At 59.9% G+C, this 22675-nt stretch carries 20 protein-coding genes, 1 tRNA gene and 1 pseudogene; 11 read left to right on the forward strand and 11 right to left on the reverse strand.

Going from position 1 to position 22675, the window contains the following annotated elements; all coding sequences use genetic code 11:
- Window positions 1–113 precede the first annotated feature (113 nt).
- The 5 genes from CABTHER_RS10700 to CABTHER_RS10720 form a co-directional block, all read right to left on the reverse strand.
- Window positions 114–779 carry a c-type cytochrome gene (locus CABTHER_RS10700; RefSeq protein WP_014100659.1) on the reverse strand — a complete coding sequence of 222 codons (666 nt, stop codon included), beginning with the start codon at window positions 777–779 and terminating at the stop codon, window positions 114–116.
- A 41-nt stretch (window positions 780–820) separates the two neighbouring features.
- Entirely contained in the window at window positions 821–2083 is a 1263-nt protein-coding gene (locus tag CABTHER_RS10705) for an ArsA family ATPase (protein WP_014100660.1), read from the reverse strand.
- 74 nt (window positions 2084–2157) lie between these two features.
- Window positions 2158–3255, reverse strand: coding sequence for a bacteriochlorophyll A protein (locus CABTHER_RS10710; protein WP_014100661.1), 1098 nt, complete (start codon window positions 3253–3255; stop codon window positions 2158–2160).
- A gap of 279 nt (window positions 3256–3534) precedes the next feature.
- Entirely contained in the window at window positions 3535–4056 is a 522-nt protein-coding gene (locus CABTHER_RS10715) for an indolepyruvate ferredoxin oxidoreductase subunit alpha (protein ID WP_187288378.1), read from the reverse strand.
- A gap of 174 nt (window positions 4057–4230) precedes the next feature.
- Window positions 4231–6828, reverse strand: coding sequence for a hypothetical protein (locus tag CABTHER_RS10720; protein ID WP_014100663.1), 2598 nt, complete (start codon window positions 6826–6828; stop codon window positions 4231–4233).
- 380 nt (window positions 6829–7208) lie between these two features.
- On the opposite strand from CABTHER_RS10720, the gene pdxT reads away from it, so the two are divergent.
- Complete coding sequence (gene pdxT, locus CABTHER_RS10725; RefSeq protein ID WP_014100664.1) at window positions 7209–7790, forward strand: pyridoxal 5'-phosphate synthase glutaminase subunit PdxT; 582 nt, start codon at window positions 7209–7211, stop codon at window positions 7788–7790.
- 65 nt (window positions 7791–7855) lie between these two features.
- Here pdxT and CABTHER_RS10730 read toward each other — a convergent pair.
- The 3 genes from CABTHER_RS10730 to tpiA form a co-directional block, all read right to left on the reverse strand.
- Window positions 7856–7938 (reverse strand) — tRNA-Leu (locus CABTHER_RS10730).
- A 61-nt stretch (window positions 7939–7999) separates the two neighbouring features.
- On the reverse strand, window positions 8000–8518 hold the full coding sequence (gene secG / locus CABTHER_RS16010; protein ID WP_014100665.1) for a preprotein translocase subunit SecG: 519 nt from the start codon (window positions 8516–8518) through the stop codon (window positions 8000–8002).
- A 67-nt stretch (window positions 8519–8585) separates the two neighbouring features.
- Window positions 8586–9362, reverse strand: a complete 777-nt coding sequence (gene tpiA, locus CABTHER_RS10740) for a triose-phosphate isomerase (protein ID WP_014100666.1) — start codon at window positions 9360–9362, stop codon at window positions 8586–8588.
- Between the two features lie 343 nt (window positions 9363–9705).
- Between tpiA and CABTHER_RS10745 the strand changes: the two genes are divergently transcribed.
- The 5 genes and pseudogenes from CABTHER_RS10745 to CABTHER_RS10760 all read left to right on the forward strand — a co-directional run bounded on the left by CABTHER_RS10745 (window position 9706) and on the right by CABTHER_RS10760 (window position 14209).
- Window positions 9706–9891, forward strand: a complete 186-nt coding sequence (locus tag CABTHER_RS10745) for a PLDc N-terminal domain-containing protein (protein WP_014100667.1) — start codon at window positions 9706–9708, stop codon at window positions 9889–9891.
- 279 nt (window positions 9892–10170) lie between these two features.
- Window positions 10171–10239 (forward strand): annotated as a pseudogene (locus tag CABTHER_RS17810) (zinc-ribbon domain-containing protein); the annotation flags it as partial.
- Window positions 10240–10584: 345 nt separating this feature from the next.
- A complete protein-coding gene (locus CABTHER_RS17255) occupies window positions 10585–11046 on the forward strand; it encodes an FHA domain-containing protein (protein WP_081464855.1) in 462 nt (153 codons plus the stop codon).
- A 66-nt stretch (window positions 11047–11112) separates the two neighbouring features.
- Window positions 11113–12453 carry an FHA domain-containing serine/threonine-protein kinase gene (locus CABTHER_RS16015; RefSeq protein WP_014100670.1) on the forward strand — a complete coding sequence of 447 codons (1341 nt, stop codon included), beginning with the start codon at window positions 11113–11115 and terminating at the stop codon, window positions 12451–12453.
- Window positions 12454–12502: 49 nt separating this feature from the next.
- Window positions 12503–14209, forward strand: a complete 1707-nt coding sequence (locus tag CABTHER_RS10760) for a SpoIIE family protein phosphatase (protein ID WP_014100671.1) — start codon at window positions 12503–12505, stop codon at window positions 14207–14209.
- 35 nt (window positions 14210–14244) lie between these two features.
- Here the strand turns inward: CABTHER_RS10760 and CABTHER_RS16020 are convergent, their stop codons facing one another.
- On the reverse strand, window positions 14245–15081 hold the full coding sequence (locus CABTHER_RS16020) for an alpha/beta fold hydrolase (protein ID WP_014100672.1): 837 nt from the start codon (window positions 15079–15081) through the stop codon (window positions 14245–14247).
- Between the two features lie 83 nt (window positions 15082–15164).
- Between CABTHER_RS16020 and thrB the strand changes: the two genes are divergently transcribed.
- Window positions 15165–16136, forward strand: a complete 972-nt coding sequence (gene thrB / locus CABTHER_RS10770; protein ID WP_014100673.1) for a homoserine kinase — start codon at window positions 15165–15167, stop codon at window positions 16134–16136.
- Window positions 16137–16186: 50 nt separating this feature from the next.
- On the opposite strand, the gene CABTHER_RS10775 is transcribed toward thrB, so the two are convergent.
- Entirely contained in the window at window positions 16187–17590 is a 1404-nt protein-coding gene (locus CABTHER_RS10775; RefSeq protein ID WP_187288380.1) for a tetratricopeptide repeat protein, read from the reverse strand.
- 57 nt (window positions 17591–17647) lie between these two features.
- Entirely contained in the window at window positions 17648–18964 is a 1317-nt protein-coding gene (locus CABTHER_RS16025) for a protein kinase domain-containing protein (protein WP_014100675.1), read from the reverse strand.
- Window positions 18965–19134: 170 nt separating this feature from the next.
- On the opposite strand from CABTHER_RS16025, the gene CABTHER_RS17260 reads away from it, so the two are divergent.
- The 4 genes from CABTHER_RS17260 to CABTHER_RS10800 are packed head-to-tail and all read left to right on the forward strand — an operon-like array spanning window position 19135 to window position 22596.
- The gene (locus CABTHER_RS17260; protein ID WP_014100676.1) at window positions 19135–19788 is read left to right on the forward strand and encodes a hypothetical protein; all 654 of its coding nucleotides are present in this window, start codon (window positions 19135–19137) and stop codon (window positions 19786–19788) included.
- A gap of 28 nt (window positions 19789–19816) precedes the next feature.
- Entirely contained in the window at window positions 19817–20686 is an 870-nt protein-coding gene (locus tag CABTHER_RS10790) for a TrmH family RNA methyltransferase (RefSeq protein ID WP_014100677.1), read from the forward strand.
- The gene (locus CABTHER_RS10795; RefSeq protein ID WP_014100678.1) at window positions 20676–21587 is read left to right on the forward strand and encodes a ChbG/HpnK family deacetylase; all 912 of its coding nucleotides are present in this window, start codon (window positions 20676–20678) and stop codon (window positions 21585–21587) included. The genes CABTHER_RS10790 and CABTHER_RS10795 overlap by 11 nt, the downstream gene beginning before the upstream one ends.
- On the forward strand, window positions 21556–22596 hold the full coding sequence (locus CABTHER_RS10800; RefSeq protein ID WP_228374052.1) for a glycosyltransferase family 2 protein: 1041 nt from the start codon (window positions 21556–21558) through the stop codon (window positions 22594–22596). The genes CABTHER_RS10795 and CABTHER_RS10800 overlap by 32 nt, the downstream gene beginning before the upstream one ends.
- Window positions 22597–22675 lie beyond the last annotated feature (79 nt).

The following is a 22675-nucleotide window of genomic DNA, read 5'->3' on the forward strand; positions in this document are numbered from 1 at the left end:
ACTCCTTGTGCAAGCCTCCGGGTCGTAAGGCATAAGCCACGCTTCCTGCCGGGTGTCAACCGGGGATTCCCGGCACACGCGCCTTGTTTGACCACTGGGGGACCACGCCAGCACTAAGGCTTGTTCTGGCGCTCGGCCACCATGCGCTCAACATCGCTCAGGGTCGGCAAACCATTACACTGCCTTCCCTTGAAGGCGCGCAGATAGGCCACCAGGTAGCGAATCTGCTGGGGACTCAACTGGTTGTAGTAGGCCGGCATGGCCCCGCCGCCGTTGCCAATCCCCTTGCCGTTGTAAATCGAGGAATAAATCCCGCCGTCCGAGTTGTTTTCCTGCCAGCCGGGGTCGGTGAAGTTCGTCGAACGTGGCACGTTCCCACAACCGTTGTGCCCGTGGCAGCCGACGCAGTTGTTTTGAAAGAGGGCGCGCCCTTCACGATAGATTTCAACCGGATCGCGGTACATTTCGCCCTCATCCAGCACCACCCGCGCTGGCGAGCCCAGAGGGTCATTTCCGGCCACGTCCTGCTCATTGACCTGTTGCAGGTTGAGCGGCGTCACCCGGTCACGTAACGCGGCGGCCTCACGTGCGCCCGGCGTGTTTTGCGCCACACTTTCGCGCCGGATTTCCTCTGCCGTCTTGAGTGTAGATGTCTGATTCTGAAGCGGCATCGGTGCCTTCGGATAGCGGGTTTCATTCGGATCACGTGAGCCGACGAAGCAGCCACCGACCAGAAGCGCCAAGGCACTGCCAAGGACGATGATCTTGATGCTTTTCATGGTTCAACCTCGCGCACGTCGTGGGACGCATTCACGACAAATCAAGCACTGGCGGGGGAACGCCGCAGCCGTGTCAACCGGGGGGGTTCAGGCTCACGCGCCCGTTCACGAAAGGTCACGGTGAGCAGTTCACCGTTGGCGACATAATCCACCATGTCAGCGTTTGACAGGATTCTCGGCAGCGAAACACTGCGGGCAATCCTCCCAACACACATATACAGGTCCATACCCACCCGCTGAACCTCGATGTGCTCGTTTTCGGTCAGGAACGGAATCCGTACAACAAAGCGCCGAATGTCCGGGTCATCCGTGGGCTGGCGTTCTTCGACCCACATGTTTTTCTTGCTGTAGAGCACCTGCCCGATGTCGGTTTCACCGAAGGCCTTGGCGCCGACCTGGCGCAGCGCTTCGACTCCCAACGGTTCGCAGGGTTCCAGAAACAGTTTGAAAATCGGCAACGGGGCAAAGGCTGACTCGATATCTTCGAGGTATCGCCCGTGCAGCTTGGCCCAGTAATCGAAGTAGCTGCCGAGTTGGGCTCCGTGCAGTGCCTCGCCCACGGGGTAAATCTTGTTGACAACGACGGCATCAATCGTCAGGCCATAGATGTGGGTGAAAGTGTAAGCCCGCTTGCTTTCCAGAATCGAAAGCTTTTCCGGGTTGATCACCAGGCGCAGAGTGACGTTTTCTCCGGTCAGAAACGTGCTGACCTGGTTCATCGCATCCAGCAACTGGTTGACTTCGTTAAAGAATTCCGGGTCAGGACCATTCGACGAACCAAACGGCTTCATCATCGAGGACATCCCTTGGTACACCCGAAACAGCTTCTTGCCCATGCTTCCGCCGACGATGAGTTCGGGGTAGGCCAGCAGCCGCAAGGTGTTGCCGGTCGGCGACGTGTCGAGAATGACGACCTCCCACAGTCCCGACAGTGCCTCGCGGTGGAGGCGTACCAGGGAGAAAATCTCATCCAGCCCCGGCTGTGTAGAAAGTTCCGACGCCACCGAAGAGCGGATGCCACGTTTTTCGTAGCTTTCAGACACGAACTTCTCGAAGTTGCCCATGTTGCGCTTGGCTTCGTAGAGCGTGTCGATTTCGAGACCGAACAGGTTTTCGGCAATGGGGGTCGGGTCTGTCCGCGAAAGCGACATCTGAAAGACATCGCCCAGCGAATGGGCCGGATCGCTGGAGATGACCAGCACCCGCTTGCCAGCCGCTGCCAAGGTCACGGCGGTGGCCGCCGAGACAGTCGTTTTGCCCGTCCCCCCTTTGCCGGAGTAGATGATGACTCGTGTGTTCGTCATGATAACCCTTTTCGGTGTATGCCGCCGGTTTGCCTGACACACCGTGGCGAAAGACCGGTGATGATGCCCATAAATCAACCAAAGAAGATGTCAAAGGGTGAGTAGCTGCCCTTGCAGATACCCTCTGCCCAGGCTTTGTAGCGACCACCCGTGAAGACCCGGACGTTTTCCGCCACCCGGTCCCACTCAAAGCTGTTGGCTGTCTCGATAAACTTCTTGCCCTTTGGAATGGAAACCTTGAAGCGAATGGCCAGGTCAGCCGGCTCGGAGTTGACCGCAATACCGTGGTGTGCCAAAGGCACCAGCGGATGGTTGAGAACTTTCCGTTTGCCGCCTTCAATAGGGACACTAAAGCCCGGCAACTCAACGAACAGCTTGACTTCAATCCCCTGTACGCTGGCGTTGAAGTTCCCCTGCAGGCGGGCCACCCGCCCACCCTGATTGACCGGTTTGCCCAAGCCATCAATAGGGAACAATTCGAGCCAGCGGCTGATTGAATCCACAATCCCTGTGCCGCCGCCGGCAAAGCGGAAGTCAATGCGTGATTTTTCGCCGCCTTCGACTTCCGAGAAGTAATACACGTCAATGTTGTCGAGGCTCTGCCCGGTCTGTTCCAGTGCGTTCCACAGCGGCCCAATCAGCCACACATCCTTGATGTAGTCGCCAAAGTTGGGCGAGTTGCGGAAGGCGTCCTGCATCTCCAGCCAGGTATCAATGACCTCCTCGCTGTCGAGCGGCACGCGCACGGACAGATCGTGAAAAAGATTGCCGCACAGCAGGCGCTGTTTCCGTGCGATGATGTTGTCGTCTATGGCTTTCGACCGCCAGTACCGCAGACAATCCACAACGCCTTCAAACTCAAAGCGGTGTGAGAACTTGCCGACTGTAATCTTGCCGTCACCGGCCGCCACCCGGCGCGTCGGTGATTCGTTGGCAATGTCGGATTCTCCTTCCACCCGGCCCAGAATGCCATCCACGATGGATTGCCCAAAGAAGGTGAGCCGGACAACATCATCCTCAATCTTTTTGGCCTCAAGCTTCAGCTCGCCGTCAATCGGCAACAGCGGCGAAGCCGATGGTACATTGGAAATTCGGGCCTCGGCCCGCAGCGTTCCCCAACCTGTGGCATCCAGGTCGAGGTCGTAGTTTGAAGTGGTGAGTTTGCTTGCCATACAGCGGTCTCCTGCGGGAGGAACTCAAAGAAGGAAATCTCGGCTGACAACCGACATCAGCCCTCGGCCCCGGTTCTGCGACACGGGGCGGAGTATCAACACTGGCAGGGGACGCAAAGGGCGGAAGCCTTGTTTTCGGACGTGGCTTCCATCCGTCCGGGTCCGCAGTCGCCGTCAGGTGTTACCGTCAGGTGGTGCCTTCGGGCGGCTGCGGACGGCTCCGGGGTTGAGATTTCACGGCTTTTCAAGCCGCCTGGGGAGGCTTACTTCCAGTGTACTTCACAGGATTGAACCAATCCGCGACAATTCGTTGCGTTGACGCCAGTACGGCTCATCCACCATCTCGATGTGCAGGTAGTCCTCCATGTACTGCGTCCGTGACACCCCACCTTCCGTAAAGACGACGGCATCGGTCGGGCAGGTGCCGGCCACAAAGCACAGCGAACAACTGATGCACCGGGTTTGGTCAATCCAGTAGGTTTCGCCACCGTCGAGGACCGCCTCAACATCCCGTGGCAGGATGGCATTCACCTTGGGCGGACATTCATCCGTGCAGAAGCCGCACCCGATGCACAACTCCTCGATGATGGTGTAAATCTGCCGCTCGCGCTTCTTTTTCGGCGCCGCTGTCTTCGGACGCGACAAGCGACTTGGCGGCCCTGGAATGGGCGGCGGGGCCGCTTTGGCTGCGGCTTTGGCCGGAGCTTTGGCCGCGGCCTTGGCGGCGGCCTTGGCGGGTGCCAAGGCCGGTGTTTCCGCCGGCGCGCCGTTGGTCGTTTCTGCTTTCTCCTCTGCTGCCATGGTGACTTTGCCTTTCACACCGCGAAAATAACGGAGACTTTTTTCAAGTTCCGTGTTGAAAAAATGTCCACAACCGTCACCAGCGGCAATGTGAACTTTGTTACATGCTTCGGCACAGGGCCGGGAAAGAGCCGGCGGATGACAGACAGACGGCCATCCGCCGGTTTCGGCTGCCTACCGGTTCTGGAAGAAACCATCGGCAAAGTAGAGGAACACCAGCACAAAGGTTCCGGTGTAGAAGAACACCGTACCCCACAGCTTGGCAGTGGCCAGGTTTGAGACCGGGAAACGCACTTCCTGGAGGGTCTTGATGCCCAACCGTTTGCCCATCAGGCGCACCCAGCGGCTCTGGATGTCACCTCCCTCAGCCCGCGAGCCGCGATCCTTGAACCAGAGCGCGAAGCTCACGAACCAGATGAGGTGCCCGAGCAGCAGCATGGCCGTCAGGTGATTGTCGGTCCAAATCCAGGTTGTTTCGTTCCACATGTAGAGGAACACCCCGCCCGTGTGACTGATGTTGTGCGTGAGGTAGTACGCTTCATTTCCACGGGCCATCATCGTCGCAATCCAGCCACCATCCAGATACCAGGCAATGGCCGAGAGCGGCTTGATGGAGAACAGGATGCAGAACCACAACTGGTCCTGAATCGAAACACCGCACGTACCGCCCTTGACCGGCCCGATGCACGGGAAGTCCGGCGACTGTTTCCGCCACTCAAAGTCGCGGTACCACGGGCTTTGATAGTTGTGGAAGGCAATGCGCAGCAGCGGAATGAACCCGAACAACCAGCCGCCAATCATCAGCCAGAAGAAGATGGCGTCGTTGATCTCACCATCGCGGTGCTGATCGCGCAGGTTGGAATAAAGCACGGCCGGCGTGCTGGCCAACCGCTCGTTCCACTCAAGCATGTTGGCATGCGCTTTTTCGAGTTCCGGGCGGAACTTGTCCAACTCGGCCTGGGCTTTCTGCTTTGCCTCTTCCGTCTGGGCATCGTCAATCTGGTTGAGCAGGCTTACGGCCTTGAGATGCGCGGCCAGATAGGCTTCATCAGCCTTGCGGGTCGCTTCAAAGGTCTTCTGGTTCTGGAGATACCAGATGCCCTTGTCCACCCAGAACAGGGGGTTGACCTTGCGCAGGAAATGCGTCCAGCTTCCCCACTGCACGGCATACAGTTTCGGCTGCCCCCATTCCGGCTTGTAGTTGATTTCCTCAATGGTCGTGAAACTGTAGGTTGGAGAGGACCCGATGCCGAGTTCTTCATTGAGAATGCGGTCGCCGACCTGCAGGTTACGTGCCTTGACCAGCTTGGCGGTTCCGTCCGGGTTCTTCACCCAGTCTCCACCGGCCGTGGGGTCCCACGGATTCTTCGGACGAAACACCCGGTAGCCGATATTGCCGGCTTCGCCATCCATCTGAATGGCCCGGAAGGAGCGGAACTGATAGATACCAAAGTTGAGATCGAGTTCTGCGCCGGTGTTCCAGCAGATCATGCCGTAGCCAAAGACCACGGTGACGAAGCTGACAAACATGGTCGTCCCGACGATCTTCGTCTGGAGGTCGGGATTCTGGAACCAGGTGATGAACTTCGAGCGCGCCTGCTTGTACGCGCCGGAAATGTTCAGCCCATGCAGGTACTGCCCGCCGTGGAAGACGCCCGCCGCCACATAGAGCAACCCGACCTGCACGTGGTTGAACGTGATCATGTTGTGAATCATCCGACCGGGATTGACGATCTTCTTCCCGTAGATGATCACGTTCATGTCATTGAGCATCAGGTACGACGGGTGATTGCGCAGCGCCAGGAAGCCGACGATGGCCAGGGCAAAACTCACGTACCCGATGGCCGTCAGGTGCACGTGGAAGACGGCCTTGGTGTCTTCCAGGTGCGTAATGTTGATACTGCGCGGCGGCCGATACCACCAGTACGCCCCAAGGGCCACGAACAGTACCCCCCAGACGAAACACATCGTGGTTTCGCCGTTGATGGTGTTCATCGGGTGCATGACCTGGTTGAGGTAGGGGTCAAACCAGCCATAAGGAAACGGTGCCTGTTCGAGGGGCATCAGCCCATTGGGCGTCATCACCTGGGCCGGCTGCAGCGGGACTGGCGGCTTGTCCAGCACAAACCACAGCACAAAGCCCCAGATGAAAAACAACAACCCGATGTAAATCGTGTGTGGACTCAGGGCGTCGGCGTAGGTGCGCCGCAGAATCGGCCAGGGCGTATTGGCAAAGCTCCCCCACGGCAGCCCGACCTTGTACCACGGCCCTTCGGGCGTGAACCACTTGATCTGGCACAGTCCCTTGAGTCCGGGGACGTAGGGCAGGAGCCAGAAAATTTCGCCGATCGTGGCGCCCCCCCGCGCCCCGTAGTAGTGGGCAGCGCCGGCATAGACGAGCCAGAGTCCCAGGCCAATGTGGAAGCACCCCCAGCCAAAGAGCCGGAAATCGGTCATCGTCAGAGGATACTGTCCAAAAAACGGGAGCTTACTGGTGCTGAACTCACCAATGAGCGGCAGCCACACCCTCTGAATCTGTTCTGTGTCGTACGGGTCGTAAATCCCCAGTGAAATGAGACGTGGACGCAGCGTGAGATTCACATACCCGTCGTTCCACATCGTCATACTGGCGAAAAAGTACGTCCCAATCAGACATGCCAGCCCACCAATCAACATCATGTGCGCACCGAAAATGCGCTCCGGTGGCATCGGTAGTTCCAGCTTCTGGTACCACCGCTTCACCCCGTTGGCGTAGGACGAAAAGCTAGCCATAAGCAACTCCCTACTACAGAGGACTTTCTCACCAACCACAGCCGCCACGTGGAAGCCACCTGGACGAGGCGTGGTGTCGTCAGCAACTTGACTTACGGGGACGCCGAAGCGGGGACGGAAACAATCCAGGACGGCGCGAGCGCGCCTCATTACAGGCCTTCTGCCGTCGCCCGTTCATCATGGAATCAGTGCGTAGAAAGTATCGGTGGCAACCGGCAGCGCTACCTGAACGTGATGGTTTCAACCTACTTTGACGGTCAATCGAGATCAAACATTACTTCAGCGTCAGGCTTTGCCCGGCGCTTCAGAACCAGTTGACGGTCGCCCCAGGGACACGTGCATTGGTCATAACCCGGCGTCCGTGTTAGGTTTCCAGAGCTATGCGTGACCGGCAACCGATTGGCATTCTCAGTTTTCAAGGTGACTTTGCAGCCCATGCCGAGGCGCTTCGGCGGGCTGGCGCAACACCGCGTTTCGTGCGGCACATGGCCGACCTGACCGACCTGGCCGGACTTATCCTGCCAGGTGGAGAAAGCACGACCATGCTGCGCTTTCTCCAGGCGGAGCCGTGGTTTGCAGCCATACGGGAGTTTGCGGCGGCGGGGCGGCCGCTGCTGGGCACCTGCGCCGGGGCCATTCTGCTGGCGCGCGTCGTCACACAGCCGGCCCAACCCTCACTTGGCCTTGTGGACATGACCGTACGGCGCAACGGCTACGGGCGGCAGGTGGATAGCTTTACCGCGACGCTGACCATCCCGCGCCTGGGCCCTGACCCGCTCGAACTCGTCTTCATTCGCGCGCCCATCATTGAGTCCGTTGGCCCCAGTGTTGAGGTACTGGCCACCTGGGGCGATCATCCGGTGTGGGTTCGGCAGGGACAGATTTTCGCGGCCACCTTTCACCCGGAAATGACGGACGACGCTCGCATCCATCAGTTCGTCTTTGGCTTGAACCGGCCCTGAGCGCCTGCACGGGCACTTGAACGAAAAAAATAAATGGCACGCGGTAGCCGCGTGCCATGGTCAGGTGGTGCCGAAGGGGGGACTCGAACCCCCACGGTTGCCCATACGCCCCTCAAACGTACGTGTCTACCAATTCCACCACTTCGGCATAATCTGCTTTGTCACTATACGTCCAAGCCGGGGTTGAAATCCAGAAAACCTGGCAATCCTTACTGGTTCTTCTTTGGCGTTTCCGGCTGGCTGCCGGCCTTTTGTCCGCCTTCTGATTCGGACTGGGACTGGGCTGGCTTGGCGTCTTTATTTTCCTTGTCGTTTCCCTTGTTTTCCTCTTTGGGCTTATCCTCACCTGCTTTAGGCGTATCCGCAGCCGGAGCCGCCCCGGCTGGGGTCTCCGTCACGGTGGCATCTTTCTTTTCTTCCGGCTTCGTCTCCTCTTTCGGCTTCTCTGACTTGGGCGGTGGCGGGGTATCCTTGATGCCCGAAGCCGCCGAACGTGGCAAAAGAATTCCTGGAATGGAAAAGGTGAACGCCAGCGCCATGAACAACCCGCCCAGAACAAACGTCACCCGTTCCAGGGGCTTTTGTGCGCCGCGCGGGCCGAAGGCAGTCTGGCTGCCGCCACCAAACAGAGCGATGTCACCCTTGCCGGGTTGAAGAAGTATCACACCAATGAGCAACAGGCAGACAAGGACAAAGAGCGCGTACAGCGCGTAAACGTACCAAGGCATGTCTAAGACTTCACTACTCCACGACTCGACATCAACGCTTCTTCAATCCAGCACAGTACGCAACTACCTACGCCGAGGCCACCTGCGACCGCTGTATGAGTTGGGCAAAACCGTTCGGCGAGAGGCTCGCCCCGCCCACCAGCGCTCCGTCCACATCGGGCAAGGACGTAAACGCCGCGATGTTGTCAGCCGTCACGCTCCCGCCGTACAGAATACGCAGTGCCTCTGCCGCTGGCGCGCCAAAGCACTCTTCCCAGGTGGCCCGCAGATGCCGGTGCATCACCTGCACCACTTCCGGCGTGGCGGCCCGGCCCGTGCCGATTGCCCATACCGGCTCATAAGCGAGCACTATACGGGGGGCTTCGTCCGGTGTCAACGTACCGGCAATGGCCCGGAGCTGCCGCTCAACGACGGACAGCGCCGTTCCGGCTTCCCGTTCCTCCAGTGTCTCGCCTATGCAGGCTACGGGCAGAAGTTGTGCATTGAGGGCACGTCGCACCTTGGCCGCCACGACGGTGTCGGTTTCGCCGTAGTAACGGCGCCGCTCGGAGTGCCCGACAATGACGCCATAACAACCGACTTCGCGGAGCATTTCGGCGGCCACTTCTCCAGTAAAGGCTCCGGTTGGACCTTCGGCAGCCACATTCTGGGCTAACACCCGCAGAGCGCTCCCCGCAGCCGCCGCCACCACGGAGGAGAGCGCCGTGAACACCGGGGCAATTCCAATCTCAATCCCCGTGACCTGGGCGATGTGGGGGAGAAAGGTAGTCACATAGGCGACGGCCTCCGCGACCGTCTTGTGCATTTTCCAGTTTCCGATGATGAGCGGGGTACGTAGAACCATATTTGGAAACTCACTGGCGACACATCATTGACGAGCCGCTGTGTTCGTGGGATGACTTTAGTGTGCGCCTCTCAAACGACCAAGCAAAACCGAGTCGAGGGAGAAACGAAGCAGCGCATCCGGCAGGACAAGCCGGGCAGAGCCTGTCGGGATGGGGAAGTCGGCAACCTTTCACACCTTTCAACCGTAAGCAAGGCTCAGGTTGTAAGCGAAGCTCCGGGTACCAGAGAGACCTCCGGCGCAGAAAAATCACACCGGTAACACTATCCCCAAGCATGAGAACAACCCACCGGCGACGGGATAGCCTCGATGACTCACTCGATGACTCAGGGGAGAAACCACGATGATTCGTTACACCTTCTGGCTGCTGACCACCACCTTGTGGATTATTGCTTTGGCTGATGCGCTACGGAGCGGTGGCACGCTGGGCCGCAAAATCGTTTCCGTCGCCCTCATTCTTGCTTTTCCGGTGATCGGCTCGCTGGTCTATCTTTTTTTGCTCCGGGACTGGGTGCAAGGTCGCGCCTGACGCGGGCAAATCACATCCAGCCGGCGGCTAAGTCGGCAGCATACGCCAAAACCAACGCCCGTGCAGCGGATGCTCCCGTATCCTGGACGAACTGGCCCTGGACGAACTGGCGGTCACAGGGCCCAGACGCTCCACAGGGACCCTGTGTTCGGGACTCCCTTGAGAACACAGAACTGTTGACTGGAAAGCAGCTTGCCCGGCGTCAGGTTTTGGCTATAATCGGTGATTGCTTCGGCTTCTCGAAATCATCCACAGCAGTTCAAGATGAGGTCAGGTGCGATGATACGTTGCCCGCAGTGCGGTACGGACAATCTTGATGGCTCTGAGTACTGCGACGAGTGCGGCTACCAACTTTCCGCCATGCGTGGTGTACCGACGTCAGGTGCGCTGCTCCAGGGCGGTACTCCATCTGCCCCCCCTCCGCCACCCGCCGCAGTCCCTCCACGGAGCCAGGTTTCTTATGGAGTGGTATCCCCGGCCGGTGCCAGACCGACCCCGCCTAGTTTATCTCCGGCTGATTTTTCGCCGCCACCGCCGAATGTCCCTTCAATTGCCATAGCGCCACAGTCCCATTCGGCTTCTCCGGCTACCTCATCAGCAGCCGATGTCTTTGCAGTGCCACCGCCGCCAGTTCCACCACCGATACCTTCCCCAGCAGTGGCGTCGTCCCCGCCGGCCACACCACCGCCGGTCATGCAGGGACATCCTGTGGGGTCGGCTGTTCCGACAGCCGCTTCCCAACCCACTCCATCACCCAAAATGCATTCGCCTGGCTCACCGCCAGCGACACCATCGGCTTCACCACCAGCATCGTCTTCTGTGCCACGCGCCAAACTGGTTATCCAGCGGGGTGGAACGGTTGGCAAAGAGTTTCTGCTGACGGAAACCGAGTCCAATATCGGGCGCTGGGATGCGGATGGGGGCATTTTTCCTGACGTTGATCTTGACCAGGATGACCCGGAAGCCAAAGTTTCGCGGCGCCATGCGCGCATCCTATGCCAGGACGGGCAGTATTTGCTTGAAGACCTGGGCAGCACGAATGGAACCTTTGTGAATCGCGGACGACGCCTTTTGCCCGGTAACCGGCACCCCCTCAACGACGGTGACGAAATCATCGTCGGCAAGACTTTTTTGAAGTTTCACTACATTCGCTGATCCCCTGTTGCACCCGGCCGTGGCAGGGGACGGCGTGATTTGCCTGCTCTCAGCGTTGCCAACTCCATGGTGAACCAAAAACAACTTGCGCCGGAGACCATCCTCGAAGGACGTTATCGCATTGTCAAGCGCATTGGCGGTGGCGGTATGGGCAGCGTCTATCTGGCCTATGACCAAAAATTTGGGCCTGCCAATGACAAGACGCGCCGCGCCGTGAAGGAAATGTACGACCTGTTCACGGACCCTGCCCAGCGTCAGAAAGCCATCGAGGATTTCCAGCGCGAGGGGCAACTCCTTGCCAGCCTGGAACACCCCTCCATTCCCACCGTCTATGATTACTTTGTCAACGACGGCAAATACTACCTGGTGATGAAGTATGTGCCGGGGGATGACCTGGCCAAAAAGCTCAAAAGCAGTGAACTGGGCTACATTGATGAACGGACTGTGACCGAGTGGGCCATCCAGGTCTGTGATGTCCTCGATTACATTCACAATCAGAACCCACCCGTCATTTACCGCGATCTCAAGCCAGCCAACCTCATGCTTGATGAGACCCGGACTCCCCCGCGTGTCATGCTGATTGACTTTGGCATCGCCCGTTTTGTGGCGCCCACCCAGAAAGGGGTCACCGCCATTGGGACGATGGGGTATGCTCCACCCGAACTGTTTTCCGGGCAGGTTGAGCCACGTTCAGACCTCTACTCCCTTGGAGCGACGATGTTTCACCTGCTGACGGGAGCTGACCCACAGGACAATCCGCTCCTGATTTTTGACTTCAGCAAAAATCCCCGTCCCCGCGCCATCAACCCCAAACTGACCACAGGCATCGAGGCGATTGTCATGCAGGCTGTCGCCCACAGGCCGCAGGACCGTCCAGCTTCGGCGGCTGAAATGAAGCGCATGCTGGAAGAGCATCTGCGCCACCTTGACAGCCCGCCGATGCCCAGTCTTGAGCCTATCTTCTGCATTGCCTGTGGGGGCAGCCTTGCCCCGGATGATGCCTTCTGCCCCCACTGTGGCGCACCACAACCACAGGCTCAGGGAGCCAGCGGACGTAAGGCAGCCTCCAACCGCCAGGTTGCCTGCTTACAGGTGCTCGATGCACACGGGAACCCCAAGGCCGCCTACGAACTCAGTAAAAGTACGATGCTGCTGGGGCGCACCGACCCCCATACCGGTAACTTCCCGGAAATCGATCTGACCCCACACGACGCGGAAACCAAGGTTTCCCGGCGGCATGCCCGGTTGTTTCAGGAAGGCGGACGGTTTTTCATTGAAGACCTGTCGAGTGTCAATGGTACGTTCCTGAACGGTAATGTGCGGCTGATCCCCAAAACTCCACACCCTCTGCAAAACGGTGATGAACTCAAGCTGGGTGAAACGCGCGTACGCTTCACGATTCAATGACTGATACCCCGCCCGGTGACGGCTCGCCGGGTAGCCTTGGCTAGGTTGCATGACGTCACGCAAGCTCCCTCCGGCGATTCATGTCCGTCCACCATCGGGAGCGTCCTTTGAAGTCCCGCTCAGAAGCGTCCGGCTAACGATTGGGCGGTCGTCACGCAATGACCTCTGTCTGAACGATCCCTTTGTTTCACGCCTTCATGCCGAAATCCGGCGTGATGGCGAGTTCTTCGTGCTCTACGACAGCGGCAGCGCCAACGGCACTTATCACAATGGGCAACGTATAGATTCAAGTGCGGCACTCCAGTTCGGCGATGTCATTCGCATTGGCGAAACGGAGCTGCGTGTGGCGGATGGCACAACCACAGCCTCCGGCTCCTACAAAACCCCACTGGCTTTTCGCTTCACTGAAGGCGGACAGACGGCACCGACCGAACGACTCAGCACTCACGCCATCAGGGATGTGCCGCCCTCATCTGAGTGGCAGGCTGTGACGGCTACCTCATGCCTGCCTCCTCCGGCCACTCAACGGCTGGCGACACCCAACTGGTTGCCCATCTTCAGCAAGGTCGTGGAAACCCTTGCCGTGGATCAGTCTCTGGAGGAAACCCTGGATACCATCCTGGGACTGGCATTCGAGGCCATTGCTCCAGAGCGCGCCTACCTCCTGCTCCGGGATGAGCACGGGCAGCTTCAGCTACAGGCCCACCGCACCACCCAACAAACAGCTCACTTGGAGGTGACACTTCCCTGGTCGATCCATGCCCATGTCCTGCAGGATGGAAAACCCATCCTGGTCAGCCAAGCGCTGCAGGGGGGACCGTATTACACCGACACCCCATCTGCCTCGCTTATCGCGGCACCATTGCTGGCCGGAGGCGAAGTGCTGGGCCTGCTGTACATGGACAACCCTTTCACTCCCACTCACTTTGACCAGAACCATCTCGACCTGCTGACCACGATTGCCCGCGTGGCCGCCATCAAAATCGAAAACACTCGGCTGCTTGAAGCACGCCTCGAAAAACGCCGCTTTGAAGAAGAACTCCAGGTCGCCAGCGAAATTCAGCTCAGCCTGCACCCGAGCCGCCCTCCGCAACTAGCCGGCTGGGACATTGCCGGCCTCAGCTTTCCCTGCCGTGAAATTGGCGGGGACTACTATGACTTCATTCCCCGTGGCAACGGCAAACTCATCCTTGCCGTTGGCGACGTGGCCGGCAAAGGCATGGGGGCAGCGCTGATGATGTCCAGCGTCCATGCGGCGCTCCGCGCCCAAGCCCAGACGGCGCGAACCCTGGCGGACATTGTTGCCGCAGTCAATGATTACCTGGTCGAAAATTCCCCCGAAAACAAGTTTCTCACTCTGTTTTGTGCAGAACTCGACCCGGTGACCGGCATCCTCCACTACACCAGTGCCGGGCACGATCCAGCGTTGCTGGTGCACGCGGATGGCACCTACACCGAACTCCCGGCCCAAGGCATTCCCATGGGGATTACTCCCAACGTCTCACCGGCAATTCACCAGGTCTGTCTCACGCCGGGTGATATCCTTGCCATCTACACTGATGGACTGACCGAAAGCATGAACGAAGAAGGCGACATTCTGGGACTCGAACGCCTTGTGCAGACAATTGTCAAAAACCGGGGCCTGAGTGCTTCGCGTCTGCGCGACCGCGTGGAGGAAGCCGTGAGCCGTTTTGTCGGACGCGCCCCTGCTGCTGATGACCTGACTTTGGTGTTACTCCGTCGGCTTCCTACCTGACGCTGTACCCACCAGCTCGCCGGCCCCTGAACTGGTTATGGACGATAGGCTGGCAGCGATTCTGTCCGAAAGAAGTTCTGAAGCAACTCGGCGCATTCGTCGGGGTATTCCAGGGTCGGTAAGTGACCGGCCTCGCGCACCGTGGCGGTCTGCCCCCGCTGGATGCAGTCAAACATGTCGCGGTGGTTTGCAGGTGACAGCACATCATCGAGTGCCCCCCGTACGAGGAGGATGGGAAGAGGAACCTGCCGCAGAGCATCCCAGAACCGGACGCGGATGATGACATCACGGACCGACTGCGCCAGACCATACGCCGCGCGAGGATCGGTTGTCGCAAAGTCTTCGTAAAGCTGGGTTCGGTACGGTTCGGGCACCCGCCGGTAGCGCCACAGCAACAGTTGGCGCACATACGGCAAGGTGGCGGCTTCCTGCAAAAGTACCTGCGCCTGAGTCCAGAGCAGGTCCGTTTCAGCCTCCCGGTCGCGTCCCGTCGGCGGCGGAAGACACTCCGTGCCGATCAGGGTCAGCGAAGAAAAGTTTTGCGGACGCTCACGGGCAGCAAGCAGGCTGACCACCGCCCCCGTCCCCTGTCCGACGACATGGGCATCCCACCCCTGGACATAGCGCAGTACGGCATGGAGGTCGGCTACAGCATCCTCGACCTCAAAGGTTGTGCCGAAAGCAGTGGCCAGCGAGCGCCCTGTGCCCCGTGGGTCGTAGAGCACGCAACGATATGACCGAGACAGGCGCTTGACCAATGGCCGCCACATCTGACACGTTGCGGCCCAGCCATTGACAAAAATAATCGGCAGGCCCCTGTCGCCAATGACCTGCACATACAGTCGGACACAATCCGTATCGAGAAAAGGCATCGTGGCTGTCGAGTTGGCGTCCGCCGCCAGGTTGAGATGGCTCTCCCCCGGTTGGGGCGTTGTTCAGACAGGAACTACAGGTAATGTTGGAACGAAAATTCGAGATTCGCATCCCGGCATCAACGGCTAACCTGGGTCCGGGATTCGACACCATGGGACTCGCTCTGGGTCTCTACCTTCACGTCCGGGGACAAATCCGACCGGCTGGCCAGCCGTGGCGTCTTTCGGTGAGTGGGCCTTATACCGATGGCATTCCCCTCGACCCGGCGGACAATCTTATCTGCCGTGTTGCACGCCATACAGCCGCCAGCGCTTACGTCAATTTACCCCCGCTCGACCTGCACATCAGCAATGCCATTCCACTCGGCAGCGGTCTGGGGAGCAGCGCCGCCGCCATCATCGCCGGGGTGTCGCTGGTGGAAGCCGTGACAGGGATGGAATTCGCACAACCGGAACTGCTGCGGCACGCTATGGTGTTTGAAAACTACACGGATAACCTCGCCCCGGCCCGCTACGGTGGATGGATTACCTCTTGCGGGCGCGCGCACGGCACCCCCATTCTCTTTCATCGCACGTTCCCTGCCGACATCCATCTGATTATTGTTACGCCGGACTTTGCGCTTCCCACCGAGCAGATGCGGGCCATCCTGCCGGACGCCATCCCCCGCGCCGAAGCCATTTTCCAGATGCAGCACGTCATGATGTTTGTGGGGGCGCTGGAACATCACCGCTATGAGTTGCTGCGTGAAGCCATGCGCGATCACCTGCACCAGCCCTACCGTGCGCCATTTGTCCCCGGCCTGGCGGAAATTCTCGAACTCGAACAGGACGGACTCTGGGCGACGGCCCTGAGCGGAGCTGGGCCGTCAGCACTGGCACTGGCGTCACACAACCTTGAAGGCATTGCCGCTGCCATGCAGCAGTGTTTTGCTGCCCATGGCCATCAGTCAGTGGTCTATCACCCGCGGATTGACACAATCGGGCGCACCATTCGCTACCTGCACCCGGATGAAGACCTGTGTGCAACCCCTGCCGAAGCCCTTCACCCTGCCTGACCTATTGGCAGTGGGACAGGCAGCAGCCGACAGGAGCCAGGGCCCAGCGACTAGGGCAAACGTGCCAGAGCTTCCTGCGCCTGAGTGCGCCAAAAGGCATCCGTCTCTTTTTCGGTCAGCTTCAAAACGTTTTCGTAGCTCCGGCGAGCATCGGCATGGTTTCCTAAAGCCGCCTGGATATGTGCCATGTTCCACTGCACGCCAGTTTCCAGGGCACGGTCGGACAACTGGCGGAGGGCATTGAGGGCCTCGCGCTGTAGTTCAAGGGCCTTTTTCAGGTCGCCGGACTCGGCATACACCTTCCCCATCCAGGACAGCAGGGCAATCCGCAGGCGCTCTGACCGCGCCCCGCGCTGAACGGTGCGCCCCGTCTCAATGGCCTGCTGAGCTTCGGTGCGCCGGCCGAGCAACTCTGCACAGCGTTCCAGCCAGACGGCATTTTCAACGATCCCACGGGCCCCATCCTCCAGCTTTGTGTAGGCATCGAGTCCAAGGTCAAAAGCCTGGCAGGCCGTCTCCATATCCCCCAGCCGGAAAAATAACCGACCAGACAGTGTGACGAGCATGGCATCCAATTCCTGATCAACGAGGGAACGACTGCTCAGATTGGTGCGCGATGTGACTTGTCTGAAGAACTCCAGACCGGCCGCCGCAGCGCGCCGGGCTGCCTCCGGGGATTTGCCCTCCAGTGCATCCAAGTAGGCAAGGCTGACTTCAGACAACAGGGCAGCCCGCTGATTGCCCGCGTTCTGTCCGAAATCACGGGCGCGCAGCCAGGCCTCCCGCGCCCGCCTGGTTTGCCCCAGATCGAGAAAGGCCGCACCGAGCATATACAGCGCTGTAGCCTCACGCCCGGCGTATTCAACCTCATCGAAAATGCGGGTGGCCCAGGCAAAGCGCACCAACGCCAGCCGTGAATCATCCGGGTTGGCCAGAAAGAAATACCCGAGGCCCTCGCGGAAGAGGCGTTCGGCCTCGATGGCGCGGGACGCCGAGTTGAGTGTGGTGATGTTGGCCGGCACCGGGGGAAGTCCCGCCAGAAGCTGTCCGAGTTTGCCGGGCCCGGTCGCCACCGGCGTCAACCGACGGGAAATCACCAGCCGTCCCAGCTCTGACCAGGTCGCCTGAAGCTGATGGCGGGCCAGGACAACATCCAAAACCGTATTCCACGGCTCATCGTTGACGACCACCGTATCGGCGACCCGCTGCCACTGTTGTGCCTCTGGAAAATCGAAGCGGACACCAGCCTTGACCAGGATGCCCTGGATCACATCCGGGAGCGAACAGCTCTGACATTCAAAACTAATCCGTGCCCCCACATAGTCGGGGTCGCCATAGCGCAGCTTCGGCTTGGAAGCCGAGTTGGCATCCACCGGGGATTGCGCCGGGGAAAGTGTTGTCAGCAGGCAAAGCCAGAGACCAAGTAAGCGCAGACAAGCAATAGGTGAAACCATGGTTCTTTTTCTCGTGATGTCTTCTGTCATGTGTGTGATGACCACAAGAGGGCCCGTTCACGAGAAAAGATACATCAGAAAGGCAACGAGCAGGACCAGGAAGACCACGACTGCCGCCACCACCCAGCGCAGCCAGAGCTGACTGTCAGACGACGACTGCCCGTAGGTGGCCAGGCTGCTTCCGACCCAAGCTGTACTGGTTGTGGAGGGCAGGGTCTCCGAAGCTACACGCGGCGGGGCAGCCACTGGTGGCGGCACATTTGTAGGAGGGGCAGCCGTGGATGGTGGACGACGCTCAGCCGGACGCTGCCTGACGCTGGAAGCTGGTGGGACAGAAGTGTCCATCAGCGGCGGGGCGCCATTGGAAGGTGGGATGGAAGCATCCAGAATCTTTTCCACCAGCGGCGAAACCGGATCAAATGATGGGCTGAAGAGTCGCGCCACCCGTGCCAACTCTTCCGCAAACTCGCGGGCGCTGGCCGGGCGATCAGCTTTGGACTTCGCCAGGGCACGCATCACAAGGTCGTCCAAGGCTTTGGGAATTTCAGGATTGAGTTTGCGCAGGCTGGGCGGCGGTTCATTCGCGTGGAGCAGGGCCACTGCCACCGGCGTTACCGCCGTGAAGGGCACCTGCCCAGTCAGCATCTCGAACAATACGATGCCCAGTGAGTAAATATCCGAACGGGCATCCAGTTCCTGCCCGGTACACTGCTCCGGCGACAGGTAGTGCGGCGAACCGATAATCATCCCCTGACGGGTCAGCGGCGGGCCGCCCTTTGAAGTATCGGTCACAATCTTGGCAATGCCAAAATCAATAACTTTGGCGAAGTAGGACCCGTCCGGCTGGGGCGACAGAAAGATGTTTTCCGGTTTGATGTCGCGGTGGATGACGCCGCTGCGATGGGCGGCTTCGAGCGCCCCACACACCTGACGGGCAATGGCAATGGCCGTGGCATAGGGAAGCTTCTTTTGGCGTTCGAGGACTTTGCGCAGCGATTCGCCCTCAAACAACTCCATGACGATGTAGTTGGTCTGGTCTTCCGTAACGCCAAAGTCCGTGACGGCAATGGCATTCGAGTGCCGGATACGGGCCATTGCCTGTGCCTCACGCTGGAAGCGCGCCACCGAAGTGGCATCGGACACCAGCGACGGATGCAGCACCTTAACGGCCAGTTGCGTATCCATCAGCAGGTGACGCGCACGATAGACCGATCCCATGCCCCCCTCACCAATCTTGGCCTCGATGTAGTACTTTCCATCGAGCGTCCGACCAATGAAAGCGTCCTGTTCTACGGTTTCCAAAGCGCCGCCATCAAACGGACAAAACCGCATCTGGTCGTGGAATTCCTTGCCACAGATGACGCAGCGCTTCATAACCGTTGTGCTTTGGAACAGGGAAGGGAGGAACAACGGACCGACCGTTGCAAAACAAATCAGCGATGTACAGGACATACCAAATCTACAGAAGCCGTCTTTCGCTTGTCAAACAGACTCTCGGCGCACAACACTGCCCCGCCGGTCGGGGAGCGTCATGACCATCAACAATGTGGCAGTGGATTCGTCAGGCGTGGGAGCGCAGTGAACAGGCGCTCGACGTACTCACCCAACTTCACCGGGACAATACGCTGGCGCGCCTGGCGGCCGGGGAAATCCGCGTGGATGAAACCCATCTGAACAAGGCACTGGCGACGACCCCTATGCGCGGTGTGCGGGAGGTCACACTCCAAACGCAAGAGGGCAGCTTTACCATCTCAGCTCGCAGCGAGCGGTTTTTTCTGGCCCGGGTGAGTGTCCCACTCCGTATCGAGCACATCACCTTCACACGCTATCGGCGGCGCATCTATATCGTGCCGGCCGGCCCGGTCGCTGTCCATGGCACACGGCTCTGGCAGCGGGCTGCCGCCCATCTGCTGACCCTGCTGTTTCACCACGTGCTGGGCGAGGCGCATGCCCTGCGCGAAGCCGGTGACCCCTCGGCCGGGCTTCACTTCGACGGGCGTGGCCTGGAAGTCAACCTCAATCAGATTCCCGAAATGCGGGCAGCGCTCAATCTGGAATACACCCTGGCCGGACGGCGACTGCGCCCATTACACTTTGTTACCGTCAACTCAATTACCCCCGTTCCGGGGCATTTCATCGTCCGCACCTCGGTCAACTGGACAGAACTGGCCGAGGCGCTTCGGCGTCCGACAGTCTGAAGTTCAACATCCGCAGCCCACCAACCCCATGCTCATTGACACCATCACCAGCCGCAGCAACCCATTCGTCAAACGCTTCGTCACCGCCCGCGAGGGACGGGATCGGCACGTCATCTTCATTGAAGGGGTGCGTCTGGTCGAGGAAGCCCTGCACAGTCACATCGTCTTTGAAGCCATCGCGTACAGCCCACGACTGTGCGACACCCCGCGCGGCGCACAACTGCTCGCCAACCTGCAATCGCAGCCCTGCCGGGGCGCCCTGCTGACCGAGGCGGTCATGGCGCATATCAGCGATGTGGAAACGCCACCGGGTATCGTGGCGCTGGGACGCCGCCCGGTGTCCACAATACCGGACATCACCAACTGCCCGGCGCCACTGTTCCTGCTGGCGGATGGTATCCAGTCCCCCGGCAACCTAGGGGCGCTGATTCGCACTGCCGAAGCCGCTGGTGCAACGGCAGCCTTGGTCACGGTCGGCACGGTGGACCCCTTCCAGCCCAAAGCTCTGCGGGCATCGGCCGGTTCGGCCTTCCGACTGCCCATCATCGCCGGCCCCAACGTGGCTGATGAACTGCGGAAACTTCATCGGCAGGGCATCTGCCTTGTCGCGGCTGACAGCCAGGGCGACACCCCCTACGAGGCTTTCGACTGGCGGCAGCCGGTGCTCATTTGGCTTGGTTCGGAAGGCCACGGTCTGCGCTCGCTGACCGACGAATGGCAAGCCCGGCTTGCTGCCCGCCTGATGATTCCCATGGAAGAACCGGTTGAATCCCTGAATGTTGCCGTGGCCGGCGCCTTGCTGCTCTATGAAGCCCGGCGACAGCGCCGACCATCAGCCGGGTCTCCGCCACCTGCCCCTCAGCAACCGCCGGCCGGGGGAGCGACCGATGCGCCGTAAGCTCATTGTCAATGCCGACGACTTCGGGATGTGCGTCGGTGTCAACACCGGGATTATCCGTGCTCACCAAGCTGGCATTGTGACGAGTACCACACTGATGGCCAACGGTCTGGCCTTTGATGACGCCGTGGCCCGCCTCCGCGATGCGCCCCGGCTGGGCGTCGGCATCCATCTTGTCCTCTTGGGCGGCCAACCGGTTGCTCCGCCATCTGACGTGCGTAGCCTGCTCGGCCCCGATGGCACCCTTCCCAACGATTTCGGGCTGTTTCTGCGCCGCCTCCTGCGCCGGGAACTCCGCCCGGCGGAAATCGAAATCGAGTTCCGCGCCCAGGTGGAAAAAGTCCTCGCCGCCGGGCTGCAACCCACGCATCTGGACAGCCACAAACACACGCATGCCCACCCACAGGTGCTGGACGCGATGCTCCGGGTCGCTGAAAGCTATGGCATCCAGTCTGTGCGGCGGCCGCATGAACGCCTGACCTTCGCTTCGCTGGCCGGGTTGCGGCCCGGTGAAATCCTGACCTTCATCAAACAGAAAGCCAGCGCGCTGGCCCTGGCCCGCTATGCGGCGGACTTCCGGGCGCGGCTGCGGACAGCCAGCGTCCGCACCCCGGATGCTTTCTTCGGCTTTGCCCACACCGGATTGCTCAATCCCGCCCTTATCTGCTATATCCTTCGCCTTTTGCCCGTCGGGACGAGTGAACTGATGTGCCACCCGTCTGAGATGGATGATACCCTGCGGCACTACCCGACCCGTCTCAAGGCATCGCGCGTCCGGGAACTGGCCGCCCTGACTGATGCCCGGGTGCAGGCTGAAATCACCCGGCAGAACATTCAGCTCGTGAGCTTTGCCCATCTCGATCACTGTAATGAACCGCGTACGACCGACCATGCTCGATGAAACCGACCAACTCCCGCCGCCGGAAATTTCGGTCGTCATCCCCATGCACAACGAAGAGGGCAGTGTCGAAAAGCTCTACGAACGCCTGTGCACCGTTCTGGAAGCCCACTACCCCTCGTTTGAAATCATCTTCGTGGACGATGCCAGCCGCGACCGGACGTACCAGCTTCTGGCCGACATTGCCGCCAGCGATTCCCGGGTGACAGTCATCAAACTCAAGCGCAACTTCGGGCAAACGCCGGCCCTGGCCGCCGGTTTCGATTACGCCCGGGGTGACATCATTGTGTCCATGGACGGCGACTTGCAACATGACCCCAGCGACTTGCCGGCCCTGGTGGAACCCATTTATGCCGGCTACGACCTGGCCAGCGGATGGCGGCATAAACGGATTGACAACCTCGTGCTGCGCCGTATCCCCTCGCGGGTGGCCAACTGGCTGATGGCCAAGCTGTCAGGCGTCGAGCTGCACGACTTCGGCACGACCTTCAAAGCCTACCGGCGCGACACCATCAAACGCATCCGGCTGTATGGCGAACTCCACCGGTTCATTCCGGCGCTGGCAAGCTGGAACGGCGCGCGCATCATTGAAGTCCCGATCAAGAACATCAACCGGGAAGATGGGCAATCCCACTACGGCCTCTCACGGACCTTCCGGGTGCTGTTTGACCTCGTTACCGTGCGGTTTCTGCTCAAGTACGTCACCCGCCCCCTGCACTTCTTTGGCATGCCGGGCCTGCTCAGCCTCTTTGTCGGGATGAGTATCTGGGCAGTACTGACGACCAAGAAGCTCTGGACAGGCGGCGACGTTTTCACAGTCCATGCCCCCTGGATGATGATGGGCACGCTGTTGATTCTGGCCGGTATCCAGCTTTTTTCGACGGGCCTGGTTGCCGAGCTGCTGGCACGTACCTATTTTGAGTCACAGGGGCAGCCGATTTACACCATTGAAAAGGTAGTGCACTATCCCTCGGCGCGTCCGCCGGCCTCGGCAACGCCGCTCCGCACCTAGCCTTCCCGCAGATATGGGCGCAACCGGTGAGGCGTGCCGTCTATGACGGCTTTTGCCGGCCAACCGCAAACATTTGGGT

The sequence above is a fragment of the Chloracidobacterium thermophilum B genome (genome assembly GCF_000226295.1).
Classification (GTDB): Bacteria; Acidobacteriota; Blastocatellia; order Chloracidobacteriales; family Chloracidobacteriaceae; genus Chloracidobacterium; species Chloracidobacterium thermophilum.